This window comes from Variovorax brevis, assembly GCF_030317105.1.
Classification (GTDB): Bacteria; Pseudomonadota; Gammaproteobacteria; order Burkholderiales; family Burkholderiaceae_C; genus Variovorax; species Variovorax brevis.
Genome location: NZ_JASZYG010000005.1, coordinates 550,555 through 568,310, shown reverse-complemented (window position 1 = coordinate 568,310; position 17,756 = coordinate 550,555). Strand labels below are relative to the sequence as shown.

General features: G+C 65.5%; 11 protein-coding genes. 4 read left to right on the top strand and 7 right to left on the bottom strand.

What is annotated here, in order from left to right:
* Positions 1-455: 455 nt before the first annotated feature.
* Both QTI66_RS19045 and QTI66_RS19040 read right to left on the bottom strand, forming a co-directional pair.
* A complete protein-coding gene (locus QTI66_RS19045; RefSeq protein WP_286561393.1) occupies positions 456-1,484 on the bottom strand; it encodes an aldo/keto reductase in 1,029 nt (342 codons plus the stop codon).
* Positions 1,485-1,557: 73 nt separating this feature from the next.
* Positions 1,558-2,154: an NYN domain-containing protein gene (locus QTI66_RS19040; RefSeq protein WP_286561392.1), complete on the bottom strand. Its 597-nt coding sequence runs from the start codon at positions 2,152-2,154 to the stop codon at positions 1,558-1,560.
* A gap of 107 nt (positions 2,155-2,261) precedes the next feature.
* Here QTI66_RS19040 and QTI66_RS19035 point away from each other — a divergent pair, with 107 nt between their 5' ends.
* Together QTI66_RS19035 and QTI66_RS19030 are read left to right on the top strand one after the other, a co-directional pair.
* A complete protein-coding gene (locus tag QTI66_RS19035; RefSeq protein WP_286561391.1) occupies positions 2,262-8,231 on the top strand; it encodes an Ig-like domain-containing alpha-2-macroglobulin family protein in 5,970 nt (1,989 codons plus the stop codon).
* Between the two features lie 37 nt (positions 8,232-8,268).
* Positions 8,269-8,550, top strand: a complete 282-nt coding sequence (locus tag QTI66_RS19030; RefSeq protein WP_286561390.1) for a DUF2277 domain-containing protein — start codon at positions 8,269-8,271, stop codon at positions 8,548-8,550.
* Between the two features lie 358 nt (positions 8,551-8,908).
* Here the strand turns inward: QTI66_RS19030 and QTI66_RS19025 are convergent, their stop codons facing one another.
* The 5 genes from QTI66_RS19025 to QTI66_RS19005 form a co-directional block, all read right to left on the bottom strand.
* Positions 8,909-10,621 carry an alkaline phosphatase D family protein gene (locus QTI66_RS19025; protein WP_286561389.1) on the bottom strand — a complete coding sequence of 571 codons (1,713 nt, stop codon included), beginning with the start codon at positions 10,619-10,621 and terminating at the stop codon, positions 8,909-8,911.
* Between the two features lie 143 nt (positions 10,622-10,764).
* The gene (locus tag QTI66_RS19020) at positions 10,765-11,001 is read right to left on the bottom strand and encodes a hypothetical protein (protein ID WP_286561388.1); all 237 of its coding nucleotides are present in this window, start codon (positions 10,999-11,001) and stop codon (positions 10,765-10,767) included.
* A 93-nt stretch (positions 11,002-11,094) separates the two neighbouring features.
* Positions 11,095-13,590 (bottom strand): branched-chain amino acid ABC transporter ATP-binding protein/permease, encoded by a 2,496-nt coding sequence (locus QTI66_RS19015; protein ID WP_286561387.1) that lies wholly within the window; start codon positions 13,588-13,590, stop codon positions 11,095-11,097.
* A 151-nt stretch (positions 13,591-13,741) separates the two neighbouring features.
* Positions 13,742-14,620: a branched-chain amino acid ABC transporter permease gene (locus QTI66_RS19010; protein ID WP_286561386.1), complete on the bottom strand. Its 879-nt coding sequence runs from the start codon at positions 14,618-14,620 to the stop codon at positions 13,742-13,744.
* Between the two features lie 33 nt (positions 14,621-14,653).
* Positions 14,654-15,841, bottom strand: coding sequence for an ABC transporter substrate-binding protein (locus QTI66_RS19005; protein WP_286561385.1), 1,188 nt, complete (start codon positions 15,839-15,841; stop codon positions 14,654-14,656).
* A 202-nt stretch (positions 15,842-16,043) separates the two neighbouring features.
* On the opposite strand from QTI66_RS19005, the gene QTI66_RS19000 reads away from it, so the two are divergent.
* Positions 16,044-16,961, top strand: coding sequence for a polysaccharide deacetylase family protein (locus QTI66_RS19000; RefSeq protein ID WP_286561384.1), 918 nt, complete (start codon positions 16,044-16,046; stop codon positions 16,959-16,961).
* Positions 16,958-17,734 carry a GntR family transcriptional regulator gene (locus QTI66_RS18995; RefSeq protein ID WP_286561383.1) on the top strand — a complete coding sequence of 259 codons (777 nt, stop codon included), beginning with the start codon at positions 16,958-16,960 and terminating at the stop codon, positions 17,732-17,734. The genes QTI66_RS19000 and QTI66_RS18995 overlap by 4 nt, the downstream gene beginning before the upstream one ends.
* The last annotated feature ends 22 nt before the right edge of the window (positions 17,735-17,756 follow it).

Below are 17,756 nucleotides of genomic sequence, written 5' to 3'. Positions count from 1 at the left end.
GGCGGCGCCCAGCGGCCATCGCATACCGGGCTCCGGGGTGGCGCCAACGGTGTGGGCGTTTCCATCGAACCTGCGTTTGATCCGTCGGTGCGCAAGAGCTCGCGGCGCGCGCACTCTTTGCTGGGGCACGACCGTCGAAACGTCCTGTTCACCCCCACCCTGTGCGGCGGACAGTTCACCCCCACCGTGTCCAGCGTCGGCGGGCGGTATGCCTGTGGGCGGCTGTTGAGCCTCGGGCGAGCACCGCAAGGAAAGGCGGAAGAAGGGCCGCAGCTGTTTGAGCGACACGCAGTGGCGCGAGTTCTGCGGACCCCGCCTTTCCTGAGGAGCAGCAGCGAAGTCCGAAGGACCCGAGGCGTCAGCCGACCGCAGGCATACCGTCCGCCGACGCCGCCCCCACGCCCACAGGCATGCCACCCACCGACCACACACACAGAGCATTCACCCCGCGTCAGTCAAGCAACGCCCGTCTCATTCAACATCGGAAACCCCCTTTGATGCCACACCGGATACGCAGCCGGCGCATCACTCGCCGCATCGAGTACCGCTACCTGTGAAGTCGTGAGGTTCCACCCCACCGCACCAATGTTCTGCACCAGCTGCTCCTCATTGCGCGCCCCGATGATCACGCTCGACACCGTCGGCCTCTGCAACAGCCAGTTCAATGCCACCTGCGTGATCGTCTTGCCCGTTTCCGCTGACACCGCATCCAGCGCATCGACGATGCGGAACAGCCGCTCTTCCTCGAAGTGCGGCCCCGTGCCCGCGATGTCGTGCGCACGGGTGCCGGGTTGCGCGGGCTGGCCGCGGCGGATCTTGCCCGTGAGCTTGCCCCAGCCGAGCGGACTCCAGATCACCGCGCCCACGCCCTGGTCGAGACCCAGCGGCAGCAACTCCCACTCATAGTCGCGATTGAGCAGCGAGTAATACGCCTGGTGCGCCACATGCCGCGGCCAGCCGTGACGGTCCGACGCGGCCAGCGACTTCATCAGGTGCCAGCCGGAGAAATTCGAGCAGCCGATGTAGCGCACCTTGCCCGAGCGCACGATCTGGTCGAGCGTGGAAAGGGTCTCTTCCACCGGCGTGTTGTAGTCCTGCCCGTGCAGCTGGAACAGGTCGATGTGATCGACGTTCAATCGCTTCAAGGCCTTGTCGACCGCCTCGACCAGATGCTGGCGCGACGAACCATAGTCGTTCGGACCGTCTCCCGTTGGAAACGTCGCCTTCGTCGATATCAGCAACTGGTTGCGCTTGCCCTTGATGGCCGCGCCGAGAATCTCTTCCGCCAGCCCCGACGAATAGCCGTCCGCACTGTCGAACATCGACACGCCGTGGTCCAGGCACACGTCGATGAGGCGTGACGCGCCGCCCGAATCCGTCGAACCCCAGGCCTTGAAGAATTCGTTGCCGCCGCCGAAGGTGGCCGTGCCGAAGCTGAGAGCGGGCACGCGCAGGCCCGAGTTGCCGAGACGCCGATGTTCCATGAGGAGTTCCTGGTCAGCAAAAAAAGGAAGCCCGCAATCTATCCCTTTGCGCCAAGGCGTGCTGGCGTGCGCCTTATCGCGTGTCGGCTGCCGGATCTTCCTCCGACGACGCCCCGTTGTCCGCCTCGCCAGCCTCCCCGTCGCCACCCACGCTGCCGTAGAAGTGGAACACGTGGCAACTCCTGGCCCAGTGCCGATTGGTCGCCTTGCGCGTGCCCACACCCACCAGCGTTCGCCCCAATGCCTTGATCTTCTGCGCGACGGGCATGAAGTCGCTGTCGCCGCCGACGATGACGACCGTGCCGATGTGCGGATGGCGTCCCAGGTCTTCGATCGCGTCCAGGCACAGCCGGATGTCCGCGCCGTTCTTGGACGACTGGCCCGGCGGGAAAAGCTGGATCAGCTCCATCGAGCATTGCAGCAGCGCATCGCGATAGCGGCCGCAGTATTGCCAGTTGCCGTACGCGCGGTTGATCGACACCGCGCCGAAGGACGAGGCAAGGTCCACCACGGCCTGCACGTCCACCAGCGGATCCTGCACCTTGAAGCGCGAATCGGGCTTGCTGTAGCTGCCCTCGCCGAACCGGGCCTCGTACAGGCTGGCGTGGAGGTTCTCGAAGTCCCAGTAAAGGGCGACGGTGTTGTTGGCGGCGCTGTTGTCAGTGGTCACAGGAATCCTTCAGTTTCAGGGTCGCAACCGGCGTGGCGAAAGCCCGGCAAACCGCGTTACGCTCGGCGATCATCCTGAGGAGCACGGTGTCCGTTTCAACAAGAATCATGGTGCAAGCCGGCGTGCTGCTCGCCCTCGCCGGCCATGCGCATGCACTGCAGATCACCAGTCTCACGCCGCAGGGCGAAGTCGCTCGCGTTCGCCAGATTGTCGCCAAATTCGACGAGCCTGCTGTGCGTTTTGGCGATCCCAAGGCAGCCGCACCGCTCACCGTGAGCTGCGCCGATGCGCGCGCCGGCAAAGGAAACGGCCGCTGGACCGGCGACAAGCAATGGGTCTTCGACTTCGAGAACGACCTGCCGCCCGGCATGCGCTGCACCGTCACCCGCGTCGCGAACTTCAGCGATCCCGCAGGCAACGCGCTCACGGGCCCGGCGCGCTATCAATTCACGACCGGCGGCCCCTTCGTGCGATTCATCGTGCCAAGCGGCGGGAAGATCGACGAGCAGCAGGCTTTCTTGCTCGAACTCAACGGCGCGGCCACGACGCAGAGCATTCGCGACAACGTCTGGTGCGCCGTCGAAGGCATGGGCGAGCGCATTCCGGTCCGGTTGCTGGACGCTGATCAACGTGCCGCGCTGCTGGCATCCACTGGCCACACCCAAGTCGCCGCAAGAGATCCTGATCGCTTCGTGACCTTCCAGTGCAACCGCACGCTGACTGCGGCAAGCCGTGTGCAGATCGTCTATGGCAAGGGGGTTGCCACGCCCACGGGGGTGGCCAACAGCGTCGAAAAGCGCTTCTCGTTTCAAGTGCGCGAGCCCTTCGCAGCCTCCTTCACCTGCGAGCGCGAGAACGCGCAAGCGGGTTGTCTGCCGCTGCGGCCGATGGAGTTGCGATTCAACGCGCCGGTCGCGCGCACCTTGGCGACGCAGATCAGGCTCAAGGGAGACAGCAAGACCCTCGAGCCAAAGTTCCCCGAGGGAAGCGCGGGTGACGACCTGGTGGAGTCGATCCGCTTCGAGGCGCCCTTTGCCGAGCTTGCGCAATACACCGTCGAGCTGCCCTCCGGCTTCAAGGATGCATCGGAGCGACCGCTCGGCAACCCCGGCGTCTTTCCGATGAAGGTCAAGACTGGCGCGATGCCACCGCTCGCCAAGTTTGCGGCATCGCCCTTCGGCGTGATCGAGCGCCTCGCCGAGCCGGAAGGCGGCGCGATGATGCCGGTGACGGTGCGACGCGTCGAACCGGCGCTCGCCATGCAGGCACTCACGCCCGGCAAGGTGAGCGACATCAATCCGAAGACCGACGCGGAGATCATCGCGTGGTTCCGCAAGGTGCGGCGCTATGAGAACAGCTACGCCGTCCCGCGCAAACAGGCGCGTGCCGACATCAAGGGCGAGTTGCCGAAAGTCATCGACAAGGACGATCGCGACAACGTGCAAAGCCGCATGCTCTCGCTGCTCGGCGGCCAGCCCGGCGTGAAGACGCTCGACATGCCCAAGGCCAACAGCCAGGACCCGCGTCCGTTCGAAGTCATCGGCATCCCGCTCACGCCCGGGTTCCACGTGCTGGAGATCGCGTCGCAAAAACTCGGCGAATCGCTGCTGGACGAACGCTATGGCAACGGCCGCACGATGTATGTGCGCACGAGCGCGCTGGCGACGAACCTCGCGGTGCATTTCAAGCTCGGCCGCGAGAACTCGTTGGCCTGGGTCACGACGCTGGACAAGGGCAAGGTGGTGGCCGGCGCCAAGGTGCGCGTCTCCGGTTGCAATGGCAAGGAAGTGGCCACCGGCACGACGGATGCCAACGGCATTGCGCGCCTCGAAGGCATCGATGCAGACGCGCCCACCTGCTCCGGTGCGGGCAATGCCGATGACGGCGAATCCGGCGACTACAGCAACGCGTACTTCGTGAGCGCGCGCGCCACCGACGACAAGGGCGTGGAAGACCTCGCCTTCACCTGGAGCGATTGGCAGCGGGGCATCGAGCCGTGGCGCTTCAACGTGCCGACCAGCAGCGATGGCGACCCCGATGTCGTGGCGCACACCGTCTTCGATCGCGCCCTGTTCCGCGCAGGCGAAACGGTGTCGATGAAGCACCTGATCCGCACGCAAACCAACGCCGGCTTCGGCGTGCCGAAGGATTTGCCGGGCACGTTGACCATCACGCATTCAGGCAGCGGCCAGACCTTCACGCAGCCCGTCACCTGGCGCACCACGGCGACTGGCGGCAAGAGCGCTGAGAACGTCTTCGCCGTTCCCACAGCCGCGAAACTGGGGGTCTACGAAGTCCAGTTGTCCATTGGCTCTGCGGGCGACGTGCGGCGCGCGTACGCCACCGGCCAGTTCCGCGTGGAAGAGTTTCGACTGCCCGTGCTCGAGGGCCGCATCGCACCGACCGACAAGAAGCCGCTGGTGGCGGTGACGTCGCTGCCCACCGACGTGCAGATCAACTACGTCTCTGGCGGCGGCGCGTCGAACCTGCCGGTGCGCGTGTCGGCCATGATGCGCAGGAAGTCCGTCAACTTTGCCGACTACGAGATGTTCAACTTCTCGCCGCCGCGCAGGGACCGTGATGCGGCAGCCTCTTCTGCTGATGAAGAATCCGAATCCGACGATGCTCGCGTGGTGGCCGACAAGCAACCCCTGACGCTCGACCGCAACGGCGCCGGCAAGCTCACGCTCGACCCGTTGCCTACCGCCAAAGCCCCGCGCGACTTGCTGCTCGAAGCCACCTACGCCGACCCCAATGGTGAGGTGCAGACGCTGCGCAGCACGCAAACGGTCTGGCCCGCCGACGTGATCGCCGGCGTGAAGACCGAAGGCTGGGTGTCGACCGGCCAGAAGCTCAAGTTCCAGGCACTGGCGTTGGACCTGTCGGGCAAGCCGCAAGCCGGGGTGCCCGTCGAAGTGAAGGCCGTCGCACGCATCACGACCACGAGCCGCAAACGCATGGTCGGCGGCTTCTACACCTATGACAACAAGACCGAAACCAGGGACCTGGGCACCGTGTGCAGCGGCAAGAGCGACAGCCGCGGCCTCGTGCTGTGCGACGCATCGCTGAAGGAACCCGGCAACGTCGAGCTGGTGGTGGTGGCCAAAGACAAGGAAGGCCGCGAGAGCCTTGCAGCGGCATCGATCTACGTCACGCGGCAGGGAGAACTTTGGTTCGGCGGCGAAGACCACGACCGCATCGATGTGCTGCCCGAGAAGAAGAGCTACCAGCCGGGCGAAACGGCGAAGGTCCAGGTGCGCATGCCCTTCCGCTTTGCCACTGCGCTGGTGGCAGTGGAGCGCGAAGGCATCATCGAAACGCAGGTGGTGCAGCTCAACGGTCAAGACCCGACGGTCAACCTGCAGATCAAGGACAGCTGGGGCCCGAACGTCTACGTGAGCGTGCTCGCCTTGCGCGGCCGCTTGCGCGAGGTGCCGTGGTACAGCTTTTTCACCTGGGGCTTCAAGGCGCCGCGCGAGTGGTGGACGGCCTTCTGGTACGAAGGCCGGGAATACGTGGCGCCAACAGCGATGGTCGACCTGAGCAAGCCGGCCTATCGGCTCGGCGTGGCGGAGATTCGCGTCGGCACCGCATCGCATCAGATCGACGTGAAGGTGGCCAGCGACAAGCCCACCTACACGGTGCGCGGCAAGGCCCAGGTCACCATCACCGGCAAGCTGCCCGATGGCAAGCCGGCAGCGGGTGCGGAAGTCGCGCTTGCGGTCGTCGACCAGGCATTGCTCGAACTCATGCCCAACACGAGCTGGAACCTGCTGGACGCGATGCTCACGCGCCGCAGCTGGGGCGTGAGCACGTCGACGGCGCAAATGGAAATCGTCGGCCGACGGCACTATGGCCGCAAGGCCGTGCCCGCGGGCGGCGGTGGCGGCAAGTCGGCGACGCGCGAGTTGCTCGACACGCTGCTCTTGTGGAGCCCGCGCGTCCTGCTCGACGCCAATGGCCAGGCCACCATCACCGTGCCGCTCAACGATGCGCTGACCACCTTCAGGATCGTCGCCGTCGCCGATTCGGGCACCCAGCTTTTCGGCACCGGCCAGGCGTCCATCCAGACGACGCAAGACCTGCAGATCATCAGTGGCCTGCCGCCGCTGGTGCGCGAAGACGACCAGTTCCGCGCGCAGATCACCTTGCGCAACACCACGCAGAAGGCGATGAAGGTCGAAGCCGCGCCGCGCGCGACCTTGCTGACGCTTCAGCCGCAAACCATCGAGATTCCGCCGGGCGAGGCGCGTGAAGTTGCGTGGACGGTGACGGCGCCGGCGCAGCTCGCGCAGACGCGCGCCGAATCGATCCTGTGGGAGATCGACGCCAGGGACACGCTGGGCGACGCACGCGACGCACTCAAGGTGCGCCAGCGCATCGTGCCGGCCGTGCCGCTGACCGTGCAGCAGGCCACGCTGGTGCGGGTCGACGAACCCTTCTCGCTCGACGTCGCACCGCCTGCGGACGCCCTGCCCGGCCGCGGCGGCCTCAAGCTCGCCTTGCAACCCAAGCTGGCGGACGGCATGCCAGGCGTGCGCGACTGGTTCGCCAACTATCCCTTCTCGTGCCTGGAACAGAAGACGAGCAAATCCATCGGCCTGCGCGACGCGAAGATGTGGCAAGGCGTGGTGGCGCAGTTGCCGAGCTATCTCGACAGCGACGGACTCGCCAATTACTTTCCGCCACGCGATGGCGAGGCCAATCGCGGCAGCGACATCCTCACCTCGTACCTGCTGGCCGCGACGGACGAAGCGTCCGCCATCGACCCGGCTTTCGCATTGCCGGATGACGCGCGAGCGCCGATGGAAAGCGGCCTCATCGCTTTTGTCGAAGGCCGCATCCAGCGCGAGTTCTGGAGCCCGCAAAAAGACCTGGACGTGCGCAAGCTTGCTGCGCTCGAAGCGCTGTCACGCTACGGCAAGGCGCAGGGCCGCATGACCGGCAGCATCACCATCGCGCCGAACCAGTGGCCGACGAGCGCCGTGATCGACTGGGTCAACATCCTGAAGCGCGTGAAGGACGTGCCGCAACGCCAGCAACGCATGGACGAAGCCGGCAACGTCTTGAAGTCGCGCCTGTCGTACCAGGGAACAAAGGTGGTCTTCAGCACCGAGCGCGACGACTACTGGTACTGGCTGATGGCCAATGGCGACGTGAACGCCGCGCGCCTCCTGCTCACGGTGATGGACGACCCTGCCTGGAAGGACGACATCGGCAAGCTGGCCAATGGCTTCATCGGTCGCCAGAGGAACGGTGCGTGGCACACGACTACCGCCAACCTGTGGGGCGGCTTGGCGCTGGACAAGTTCTCGAAGGCTTTCGAAAGCGAACCCGTCACGGGTTCGACCAACGCCACGCTGGGTGCGGCACCGTTGGGCAACGCCGATTCGACGAAGCGTGTCGAATCGGTGGAATGGAGCCGCGTCGAGCGTGTGAAGGCCAGCGACCCGTCCGGCGCACCGGGCCCAGGCACGTGGTTCGGCGCGCCGGCATCGCCGGGTGACTTGCGCAACAACGCGATGTTCCTGCCGTGGAAGCCGGGCGCCGCAAAGGAAACGCTGACCGTCACGCAGAACGGCGGCGGCAAGCCCTGGCTCACGCTGCAATCGGTGGCCGCGGTTCAACTGAAAGCGCCCTTCGCCGCAGGCTACGCCATCAAGAAGACAGTGACGCCCGTCGAGCAGGCCAACCCCGGGCAGTACACGCGCGGCGATGTGCTGCGCGTGACCCTGGAAGTCAACGCCAGCGCCGACATGACCTGGGTCGCGATCACCGATCCGATTCCGGGTGGCGCCACCATCCTGGGCAGCGGCCTGGGGCGCGATTCGCAGATTGCCACGCAGGGCGAAAAGCGTTCGGGTGGCGGCTGGCCAGCTTTCGAGGAACGCAGCTTCGAGGCCTTCCGCAGTTATTACGACTACCTGCCCAAGGGCGTTGTGAAAGTGGAATACACCGTGCGGTTGAACAACGCCGGTGATTTCGCCCTTCCGCCCAGCCGCGTCGAAGCGCTGTACGCGCCGGAGATGTTCGGCGAATCCCCCAACGCGCGTGTCAAGGTCGAAGTCGCCAAATAATGGCGACCGAACGGACACATGCGAAGAAGGAAACACGATGTGCAGAAGTATCAAGACCCTCTTCAACTTCGATCCACCGGCGACGGAAGAAGAAATGCGCGCGGCGGCCCTGCAGTTCGTGCGCAAGCTGAGCGGTTTCACCGCGCCGTCGAAGGCGAATGAGGCGGCGTTCAACAAGGCTGTGGAGGATGTGACTGCTTCGGCGCGAACGCTCATCGAATCGTTGGTGACGACAGCCGATCCACGGGACCGCGAGATCGAAGCGGCGCGGGCACGGGCACGCACCCTCGCCCGCTTCGGCACGCATCAACACAGCTGACCCGTCTTGCTCTTGCTCCCTCTCCCTCCGGGGAGAGGGCTGGGGTGAGGGCTCCGGGCGGTTGATAGTGCGAGGCTGTTCCACGGCAGTTGCCCCTCACCCCAACCCTCTCCCCGGAGGGGCGAGGGAGCAGAGACCTCTCCCGTCTTACTCCCTCTCCCTCCGGGAGAGGGTTGGGGTGAGGGCTCCGGGCGGTTGATAGTGCGGGGCTGTTCTACGGCAGCTGCCCCTCACCCCAACCCTCTCCCCGGAGGGGCGAGGGAGCAAGAGACCTCTCCCGTCTTACTCCCTCTCCCGGAGGGAGAGGGGACGAAGATCAAGTGCCTCGTGTTGCTCCCTCCCGCAATGGAGCAAGACGCTACACGCCCACCAGGTCAGGCGCCCCAACCAAGGTCCGCAAGCTGGCCGCCATGCTCACCGAATAGTCATGGCTTAACACCGTGCTCACTTCCATCCAATCCCCTCGCGCCTCTGAAGGCGTCAGCGTCAGAACAAGATAGCCCCGCTTGCTCGTCTGCGCATAACGCAGCTCAGGCACCATCTTGAGAAATGCATCGCCCAAGAGGTCGTTGGCAATCAGCGGCAGCAAAGTCTCGAAGCCCGGCGAACTCACCGACGCGGCACCGAACTCCACGCCCACGCGCTGCCCGGATGCATCCGTCAGGTTGCCACCCCACGCGTTGTGCGTGTCCCCTGCCAGAGAGACCAGGTTCTTGCCCTGCGACCGCGCCAGGCTCAGCACCGCATCGCGCGCCGCCGGGTAGCCGTCCCACGCGTCGAGGTTGTAGGGCGCGCGGCGCTGGTTGACCAGGGCGCGTTGCTCGTCGCTTCGCAAGGCGTCCGGCGTGGAGAGGGCCGCAAGGTATTCGGCCAGCGTGATCGGCGTGATCGCGCTCGCCACGCTCAGCGGCAGTTCCATGCGCGCCATCAACACCTGCTGCCCCAGCACCTGCCACGTCGCGCTGGATGCGCCCATGCGTCCCGCCAGCCAGTCGAACTGCGTCTGCCCCAGCATTTGGCGTGTGGGGCCATTGGCCAGGCCGCTCAGGTATTGGTCCAGCGACACCTGCTGGTCGCGCCCGACAAGCCGCGTGTCCAGCATGTGCAGCGACGCAAGATTGCCAAAGTCGAAAGATCGATAGATCTTCAAGGTGTCGGCCGCATCGGGCAGGCGCGTGGGCAGCCACTCGTGATATGCCTGCACGGCCGCAGCGCGACGCGCGGTGAAGCTGCCCTCGCTTCCCTCGTCATGATTGGAAGCACCACCGGACCAGGCATTGTCGGCAACATCGTGGTCGTCCCACACGGCGATCACCGGCACGTTGGCATGCATCGCGCGCAAGTCGGGGTCGCTTCGGTATTGCTGGTGACGTCGACGGTAGTCTTCCAGCGTCAGGATCTCGTGCGATGGTTTCGATTCCCGGTCGATGACGAACGCGAGTTGCGACGCATAGCCGATGGGACCGTATTCGTAGATGTAGTCGCCCAGATGCAGGGCCACATCGATGTCGGTGCGCTTGGCAACCTCCGCATACACGTTGAAGTAGCCCGCGGGGAAATTCGCGCACGACAACACCGCCATGCGCACCTGCGATACGTTGCCCACAGGCAAGGTCTTGGTGCGTCCTGTGGGCGAGGCTTGGGGGCCGACATGGAAGCGGTAGTAGTAAACGCTGGCCGGTTGAAGCCCGGCGGCATCGACCTTCACGGTGTAGTCGCGATCGGCGTTGGTCGTTGCCGTTCCGCGCGCGACGATGATGCCGAAGTTGGCATCACTCGCCACTTCCCAATCGACGTTGAGTGCGCCGGGGCTCGCCATGGTGACGCGCGTCCACAGGATGACGCGGTCCGACAGTGGATCGCCGCTGGCGACACCGTGCTCGAAGGGACTTGTGTCAGCGGGTGGGTCGCTGCCCCCACCGCCGCCTCCGCCTCCGCCACCGCAACCCGTCGTGCTGACGCCCACGCCAACGAGCATGGCGTAGAAGATGGCTCCCCGGATGAGGCTTCGACGCGAAGTGCCCGATCCCGCATTGGGTTCGCCGTGCTTGGTGCTGACAGGAATACCCATGGTGTTTCCCTTGCCCCAACCAACGGCAGCCGCTGGAGTGCGTGCTTTTATCGTGTCGGATGCTGACGCGGATTAGAGAGCTCGATGGAGGCAACGCGCTGTAGGCGCGCGCTTCAAGCGAAGGTCAGCCGACGGCCGACGGATCATTGGCGATACGGATTGTTCGGCTGGCGGTCGTATTGGTTGGGCACGCGGTCGTTGTCGCGATCGCGGTCGTACTTGTTCGGAATGCCGTCGTGGTCACGGTCGCCGTTGCCGTGGCCGTGGCCGCTGCCGTAGTTGGCACGTGCCTGCGGAGGTGGCGGGCCAGCGTCGTAGGGAACGGCGACACATCCGGCCAGTGTGGCCGAGGCGATGAGGAGTGTGGCGAGTGTTTTCATGACTCCCACCTTGGCCCGCGGCGTGATGCGGCCGCTAAAGACGGCCAGCCATCTGTTGGTAGGTGAACGCCGCACTCGCCCACATGGCATCACCTACCGCTGCGCACCGAGGTAAGCACGTGCTAGCGCGTCATCGCTGGCAATCTCTTGCGCCGTTCCCTGCGCGACGATGCGCCCGCCTTCGATGACGTACGCGCGGTCGGCCAGCGCCAGCGCAAGGCTCGCCATCTGGTCCACCAGCAGAATCGTCATGCCTTCAGCACGCAAGGCATCGAGCGCCGCGAAGAGCTCCGCGATGATCTTTGGTGCCAGGCCAAGCGAAGGCTCGTCGAGAAGCAGGATGCGTGGGCGCGCCATGAGGCCGCGCGCAATGGCGAGCATCTGTTGCTCGCCACCCGACAGCAGGCCGGCACGCTGGTGTTGCCGCTCGCGCAGACGTGGAAAGCGATCGAACATTTCATTGACGCGCGCTTCGCGATCGTGCGGCTGGCGGAACGCACCGAGGCGAATGTTGTCGATCACGCTCAGTTCCGGAAACACCTGCCGGCCTTCGGGCACGAGCACCAGGCCGCGCTGCACGATGAGTTCCGCGCTCAGGCGCGCCAGTTCGTGCCCTTGCAGATGAATGCCGCCATGCACTGGCCGATGCAGCCCCCCCAGCGAACGCATGAGCGTGGACTTGCCGGCGCCGTTGGCCCCCAGCAGTGCGACGACTTCGCCACTGCGCACCTGCAGGTCGATGCCATGAAGCACGGGCTCCGCGCCATAGCCTGCGACCAATGCGCCGACGCCGAGAATTTCCTGCGCTTCACTCGGGTTGGCGGAGCGCGCACGTGGACCGCCCTGCGCCACCAACGCTTCGCCGAGATAGGCCTGACGCACACGCGGATCGGCCTGCACCTCGGCCGGCGTGCCGGCGGCCAGATGCTGCCCGGCATCGAGCACCACGATGTGATGCGAGATGCCCATCACCAATTCCATGTCGTGCTCGACCACCAGCACGCCGATGCCGGCCGCGGCAATCTGTTGCAGCAAGGCGGCCAGCCGCTCCTTGTCTTCGCGCGAAAGGCCGGCTGCGGGCTCGTCCAGCAACAGCACCTGTGGATCGGTCGCCAACGCACGTGCGATCTCGACCAGGCGGCGGTCGACGTGTGCCAAGTCGGTAGCGAGCGTGTCGAATGCGCCGTGGTAGCCGCAGAAGTCGAGCAGCGCCTGCGCGCGGCTTCGAATCTGCGATGCGCTGAAGCGCCTCGCGCCGAACAGCATCCCCAGCGCGCCGCGACTGGCGGCCAGCGCCACGTTGTCCAGCACGCTGAGGCTGCCAAAGAGTTGTGAGGTCTGATAGGTGCGTGCGACGCCTCGCCGCGCAATGGCACACGACGGCAGTCCCTGCAAGGCTTCGTCACCCAGGCGGAAGCCGCCACCTGTGGGCACATAGAAGCCGCTCAGCATGTTGAGCGCCGTCGTCTTGCCCGCGCCGTTGGGGCCGATCAGGCTCGTGATGCGGCCGGGCGCGGCGTCGAATGAGAGATCGCTCACGGCACGCACGCCACCGAATTGCATCGACAGCTTTTCCGACACCAGTGCGCTTCCCTTCAAGCCTTCTCGCGTGGGCAGCGCGGCGACGCCCGACGGCACGCGCGGCGCTGCGACGATGCGCGCACCGCCGATGCGGCGACGGATCTTCTGCCACAAGCCCGTCGCGCCATCCGGCGCCGCCCACAGCACCACCAGCAACAGCGCGCCAAAGAACAGCAGCCGGTATTCCTCGAGGCTGGACAGCACTTCAGGCAGCAGCGCAACCACGATGGCACCGACCAGCGGGCCGGCGATTGACCCCGCACCGCCGATGACGACCACCAGCACGAAAAGAATGGATTGCCCGAAGCCGAAAGTGCTCGGCGTCACAAAGCCCGAGAGCGGCGCGAACAGCCCGCCTGCGATACCGGCCGCAACGGCCGACACCGCAAATGCCACCGTCTTGACCACCAGCGGATTGATGCCCACCGACTCAGCCGCCGTCTCGCTGTCGCGCACGGCACGCATGGCGGCGCCCCACGTTCCGCGCGAGAGCCACGCATACAGCGCGAGCATGAGACCCGCGGTGACGATGGCCAGCATCGCAACCGCCTTCTCGCCGCGCACCACGCCTGCGAACAGCGACGGCGCGGCGATGCCCATGATGCCGTTCTGGCCGCCCGTGAGGTCGCGCATCTCGACCACGCTGTGCTCGACGATGAAGCCGAAGGCGATGGTGATCATCGCGAGATAGGGCCCCTTCACGCGCAAGGCGGGCAAGGCCAGCAACGCACCCATGACGCCCGCCATCGCAGCAGCCAGTGGCCATGCCGCCCAGAAGCTCCATCCATATTTGGTCGTGAGAATGCCTACCGCATAGGCGCCAATCGCGTAGAAGCCCACGTGCCCGAAAGACACCTGCCCGGTGAGCCCCTGCAACACGTTGAGCCCGATGCCGACGATGGCCAGCAAGGCCACGTTTGCCAACACGAAGACGTAGTAGCCGTTGACGCCCGCCGCGGCGGCGATGCCGGCGACCAGCAACACGAGAACGGCAAGGATCTGCGGCATCGAGCCAAGCCCGAGCCGTGGAGACGACGCTGCTGAAGGCGACGAAGCAAAGGGCAACACCGCACTCATTGTTTGGCCCCCTGTTCGGCACTTCGTGTCCTCACTGCCCCCAGAGGGAGTGCGAGCTTGCGTGGGGCGGCAAGGCGCGCACTCATACTTTCTTCACCTCAGCCCGCCCGAACAAGCCATTGGGCCGCATCGCCAGCACCACGATCACCAAGGCAAAGCTCAGGATCTGCGTGTAGCTCGACCCCAGCGTCGACGTGATGAGCGATTCAAGAATCCCGAAGAGCAATCCGGCCACCATCACGCCCCAAGGGCTACCGATGCCGCCCAGGATCGCCACCGCAAAAGCCTTGAGCCCGAACAGCGTCCCCATGTCCGCGTTGACGTTGAACAGCGGCGCGATCAGCACCCCTGCAACGCCCGCAAACACGGCAGACATCGCAAAGGCCAGCGCCACCACGCGCTTGATCGGAATCCCCATGAGCCGCGACGCGTCGCGGTTCTGCACCACGGCCAGCATCGCCACGCCCCAGCGCGTGCGACGCGACACCGCATGCAGCACGCCCGCAAGCGCCAACCCCACGACAGGAATGACCAGCTGCAAGGGATACACCCCCAGCCCCACACCGCCGATGGACACCGGCGACACCGCCAGCGGCGAAGGCAGGCTGCGCGGCTCCTTGCCGAAGGTGAACAGCACGACGTTGTCCAGCACGATGCCCAGCGCCACCGTCGCGATCAGCCACGCGTTCGAGCCGCGGCTGGCAAAGGGCCGCACCGCCAGGAACTCCACCACAAGGCCGTACAGCGCGCACAGCAACAAGGCCAGCAGCACAGCCAGCGCCATGGGCCAGCCGAGCGTCTGCGCAAAGGCGAAGGTCAACACCGCGCCCAGCATCATCGAACTGCCCTGCGCGAAATTGACCGTGCCCGACACGGCATAGGTCACATGGAATCCGAGGGCCATCAGGCCATACATGCTCCCCAGGCCGAAGCCGCTGAGAAGCGCTGACAACAGTTGCATGGGATGGACTTCCTCGAGTCTTCAGTCGGCAAGTCAGTTCGTGGCCACGTTCACCGGAAGAATGCGGTTGTCGATGAACTGCGCCCACACGTAGTCGTTGACGCCGATCGCATCGTGGTTCGTCGGGCTGAAGGGCTTGTCGTACTTCTTGATCAGCCCGTCGTACGTCGTGATCTTGTAGAAGCCCTGGCGCACCGCATCGCCATCGGTGGAGCCGGCCTGCGCGATGGCCAGCGCTGCCAGATGCATGCCGTCATACGCGTTGGCCACACCCACGGCCGGCGTGATGTCGCCGGGGCCCTTGATCGCGGGGTACTTCGCCATCAGCGACTTGATCACGCGCTCGCCGTTGGGCGATTGCTTGCCGAAGAAGCTGTAGGTCTGCACGAAGTGCACTTCCTTGGCGTTGGGGCCGGCCAGTTCGGTGAAGCGACCACCCGCGGGGCCCCAGTGCGACACCACCGGCACCTTCCAGCCCATGCGGTCGAGCGACTTCACGACTTGCGCCGACGGACCCACGTTGCCCACGAGGAAGAGCGAGTCGGCCCCCGCAGCCTTCAGGCGCGTGAGCTGCGGCACCATGTCCAGGTCGTTGGCTTCGTACTTCTCGACGCCGACGGCCGTCACGCCCTTCTCGGCGAGCGCGGCCTTCAATCCCTTTTCGTTCGATTCGCCCCACGGGTTGTTGACCAGGATCATGCCGGGCTTGGTGGCCTTGAAGGTCTTCTGCGCGTACTGCAGCATGGCCTGGTCAACGATCTCATCGACAGCCGACACGCGGAAGGCGTAGTTGGGATTGGCGCCGTTCTTCGTGATGGCCGTGCCTGCCGCCCACGGACCCATGAAGGGCACCTTCTCCTGGTTGACCAGCGGCACGATCGCCATCGACACCGGCGTGTCCAGCCCGCCGAACAGCACGGCGACCTTCTCCTTGAAGATGAGTTCGCGCGCCGCCGTCACGCCCTTGGCGGGGTTGGCTTCGTCGTCGCGGCGCACCAGTTCGAGCTGGCGCCCGCCCAGCAGGCCGCCCTTGGCGTTGACTTCGTCGATGGCCAGTTGCAGGCCGCGCGTGATCGCCTCGCCCGACAGCGCGGACTGGCCCGACAGGGCCGTGACCAGCCCGATCTTGATGGTCTCGGCCGCAAGCGCGGTGCCCGACAGCGTGGCGACGGCCAGCGCGATTGCACTGGAAAGTAGGGTGCGGCGTGCAAGAAGGGACATGCGAGTTCTCCGATGAATGGAGCCCGCCGTGGATGCAAGCGTCGTGCCAGTGTCGCCAATACTGACAATAGTTGATCGACAGAGCACAACATCTATTGTCAACAATCGGCATGCATCTTGCGGACACGAAATCATCGCGATTGGATGCACACTTTTGCATCGCCGTTTGCACCGTTTGCACCAAAACCGGAATGCCAAGCCCATGACCGCCCGATACCTCGGCCCGCTGCCGCACCATCGACGCTTCGACTACAGCCCCATCACGCAACGCAAGGACTACGCGTGGCCCAATGGCGCCCGGCTGGCGATGTACCTTGGCTTCAACCTCGAGCACTTTGCGTTTGGCGAAGGCATGGGCGCCTGCATCGGTCCGGTGCATCCACATCCGGACGTGCTCAACCATTCGTGGCGCGAGTACGGCAATCGCGTCGGCGCGTGGCGCTGCCTTGAACTGTTCGACAGCCTGGGCCTGCCTTCGAGCACCCTCCTGAATACAGCCCTGTACGACCACTGCCCTGAACTGGTCGCGGCCTGCGTGTCGCGTGGCGACGAACTCGTCGGCCACGGGCACAGCAACTCGGAGCGCCAGGCCGACATGCATGAAGCCGACGAGGCCGCGCTGCTGGCCGACTGCCGCGAGCGCATTCGCAAGGAGAGCGGCAAGGCTCCGACCGGCTGGCTCTCGCCCTGGATATCGGAAAGCCACCTCACCCCCGACTTGCTGGCTGAAGCCGGCTATGACTACACCCTGAACTGGGCCCACGACGACCAGCCGGTGCGCATGCGAACGCGCAGCGGCAAGGCCTTGTGGTCCATCCCGTATCCCCAGGAGCTCAACGACATTCCGATGATCATCGCGCGACAGATGGACGCCAGCGACTTCGCGCAGATGGTCATCGACAACGCGGACGAGATACTGGAACAGTCGCGCAAGCAGCCGCTGGTGATGGGCGTGGCGCTGCATCCCTACATCGTCGGTCAGCCCTATCGCCTGCGGCACTTGCGCCGTGCCTTGTCGCACCTTGCCGCGATGCGCGATCGCGGCGAGGTCTGGTTCACCACGCCCGGCGCCATCTGCGAACACATGAACCTCATTGACCCGGAGACCCCACCATCATGAGTCGACGACCCGCTTCCCGTTCGCCCGTCGACGCGCCTGATGCGCCCCCTGCGCATGAAGAAGAACCGCTGCGTCCCGGCGGCGCGCTTTCGTCGGTGGACGACAGCGACGAGATCGAATCGCGCATCTACCGCGCCGTGTTCGAAAGCGTGATGAACCAGCGCCTGACGCCGGGCACCAAGCTGCCGGAAGCGCAGCTGTGCGACCTGTTTGGCACCAGCCGTTCGGTGGTGCGCAAGGTGCTGCAACGCCTGGCGCATGACCACATCGTGCAGTTGCGGCCCAACCGGGGCGCCATCATCGCCATGCCTTCGCCGGAGGAAACGCGCCAGATCTTCGAGGCGCGGCGCGGGCTGGAAGCGATCATCGTCAACCTCGCCACGCAGAACGCGACGCCCAGGGATCTGGAGGCATTGCGCCAGCAACTCAAGCAGGAACACGACGCGATGCATCGCTTCGACCAGCCCGCATGGGCGCGGCTGGCGAGTTCGTTTCATCTGCGGCTGGCGGCCCTGGCCCGCAATCCCATCCTGGAGCGCTACCTGGTGGAGATGGTCTCGCGCTGCTCGCTCATCGTGGCGCTGTATGAGCCACCGGGCAATGCGTCGTGCGAGCACGACGAGCACGAGCGCATCGTCGATTGCCTTGAGCGCGGCGATGCAGCGGGTGCCGTGCAGTTGATGGATGAGCATTTGCGGCAGTTGGAGCGCAATGTCTCGGTGCAGCGCACCGCGCCGGACCGTACGCTGGCTCATCTCCTCGGCCTGAGCTGACTCTTGCCCCCTCTCCCCTGCG

Excerpts from the sequence above, each read along its gene's own strand:
- QTI66_RS19045 (WP_286561393.1), bottom strand. The coding sequence starts at position 1,484 with ATGGAACATCGGCGTCTCGGCAACTCGGGCCTGCGCGTGCCCGCTCTC.
- QTI66_RS19035 (WP_286561391.1), top strand. The coding sequence starts at position 2,262 with ATGGTGCAAGCCGGCGTGCTGCTCGCCCTCGCCGGCCATGCGCATGCA.
- QTI66_RS19030 (WP_286561390.1), top strand. The coding sequence starts at position 8,269 with ATGTGCAGAAGTATCAAGACCCTCTTCAACTTCGATCCACCGGCGACG.
- QTI66_RS19025 (WP_286561389.1), bottom strand. The coding sequence starts at position 10,621 with ATGGGTATTCCTGTCAGCACCAAGCACGGCGAACCCAATGCGGGATCG.
- QTI66_RS19020 (WP_286561388.1), bottom strand. The coding sequence starts at position 11,001 with ATGAAAACACTCGCCACACTCCTCATCGCCTCGGCCACACTGGCCGGA.
- QTI66_RS19015 (WP_286561387.1), bottom strand. The coding sequence starts at position 13,590 with ATGCCGCAGATCCTTGCCGTTCTCGTGTTGCTGGTCGCCGGCATCGCC.
- QTI66_RS19010 (WP_286561386.1), bottom strand. The coding sequence starts at position 14,620 with ATGCAACTGTTGTCAGCGCTTCTCAGCGGCTTCGGCCTGGGGAGCATG.
- QTI66_RS19005 (WP_286561385.1), bottom strand. The coding sequence starts at position 15,841 with ATGTCCCTTCTTGCACGCCGCACCCTACTTTCCAGTGCAATCGCGCTG.
- QTI66_RS19000 (WP_286561384.1), top strand. The coding sequence starts at position 16,044 with ATGACCGCCCGATACCTCGGCCCGCTGCCGCACCATCGACGCTTCGAC.
- QTI66_RS18995 (WP_286561383.1), top strand. The coding sequence starts at position 16,958 with ATGAGTCGACGACCCGCTTCCCGTTCGCCCGTCGACGCGCCTGATGCG.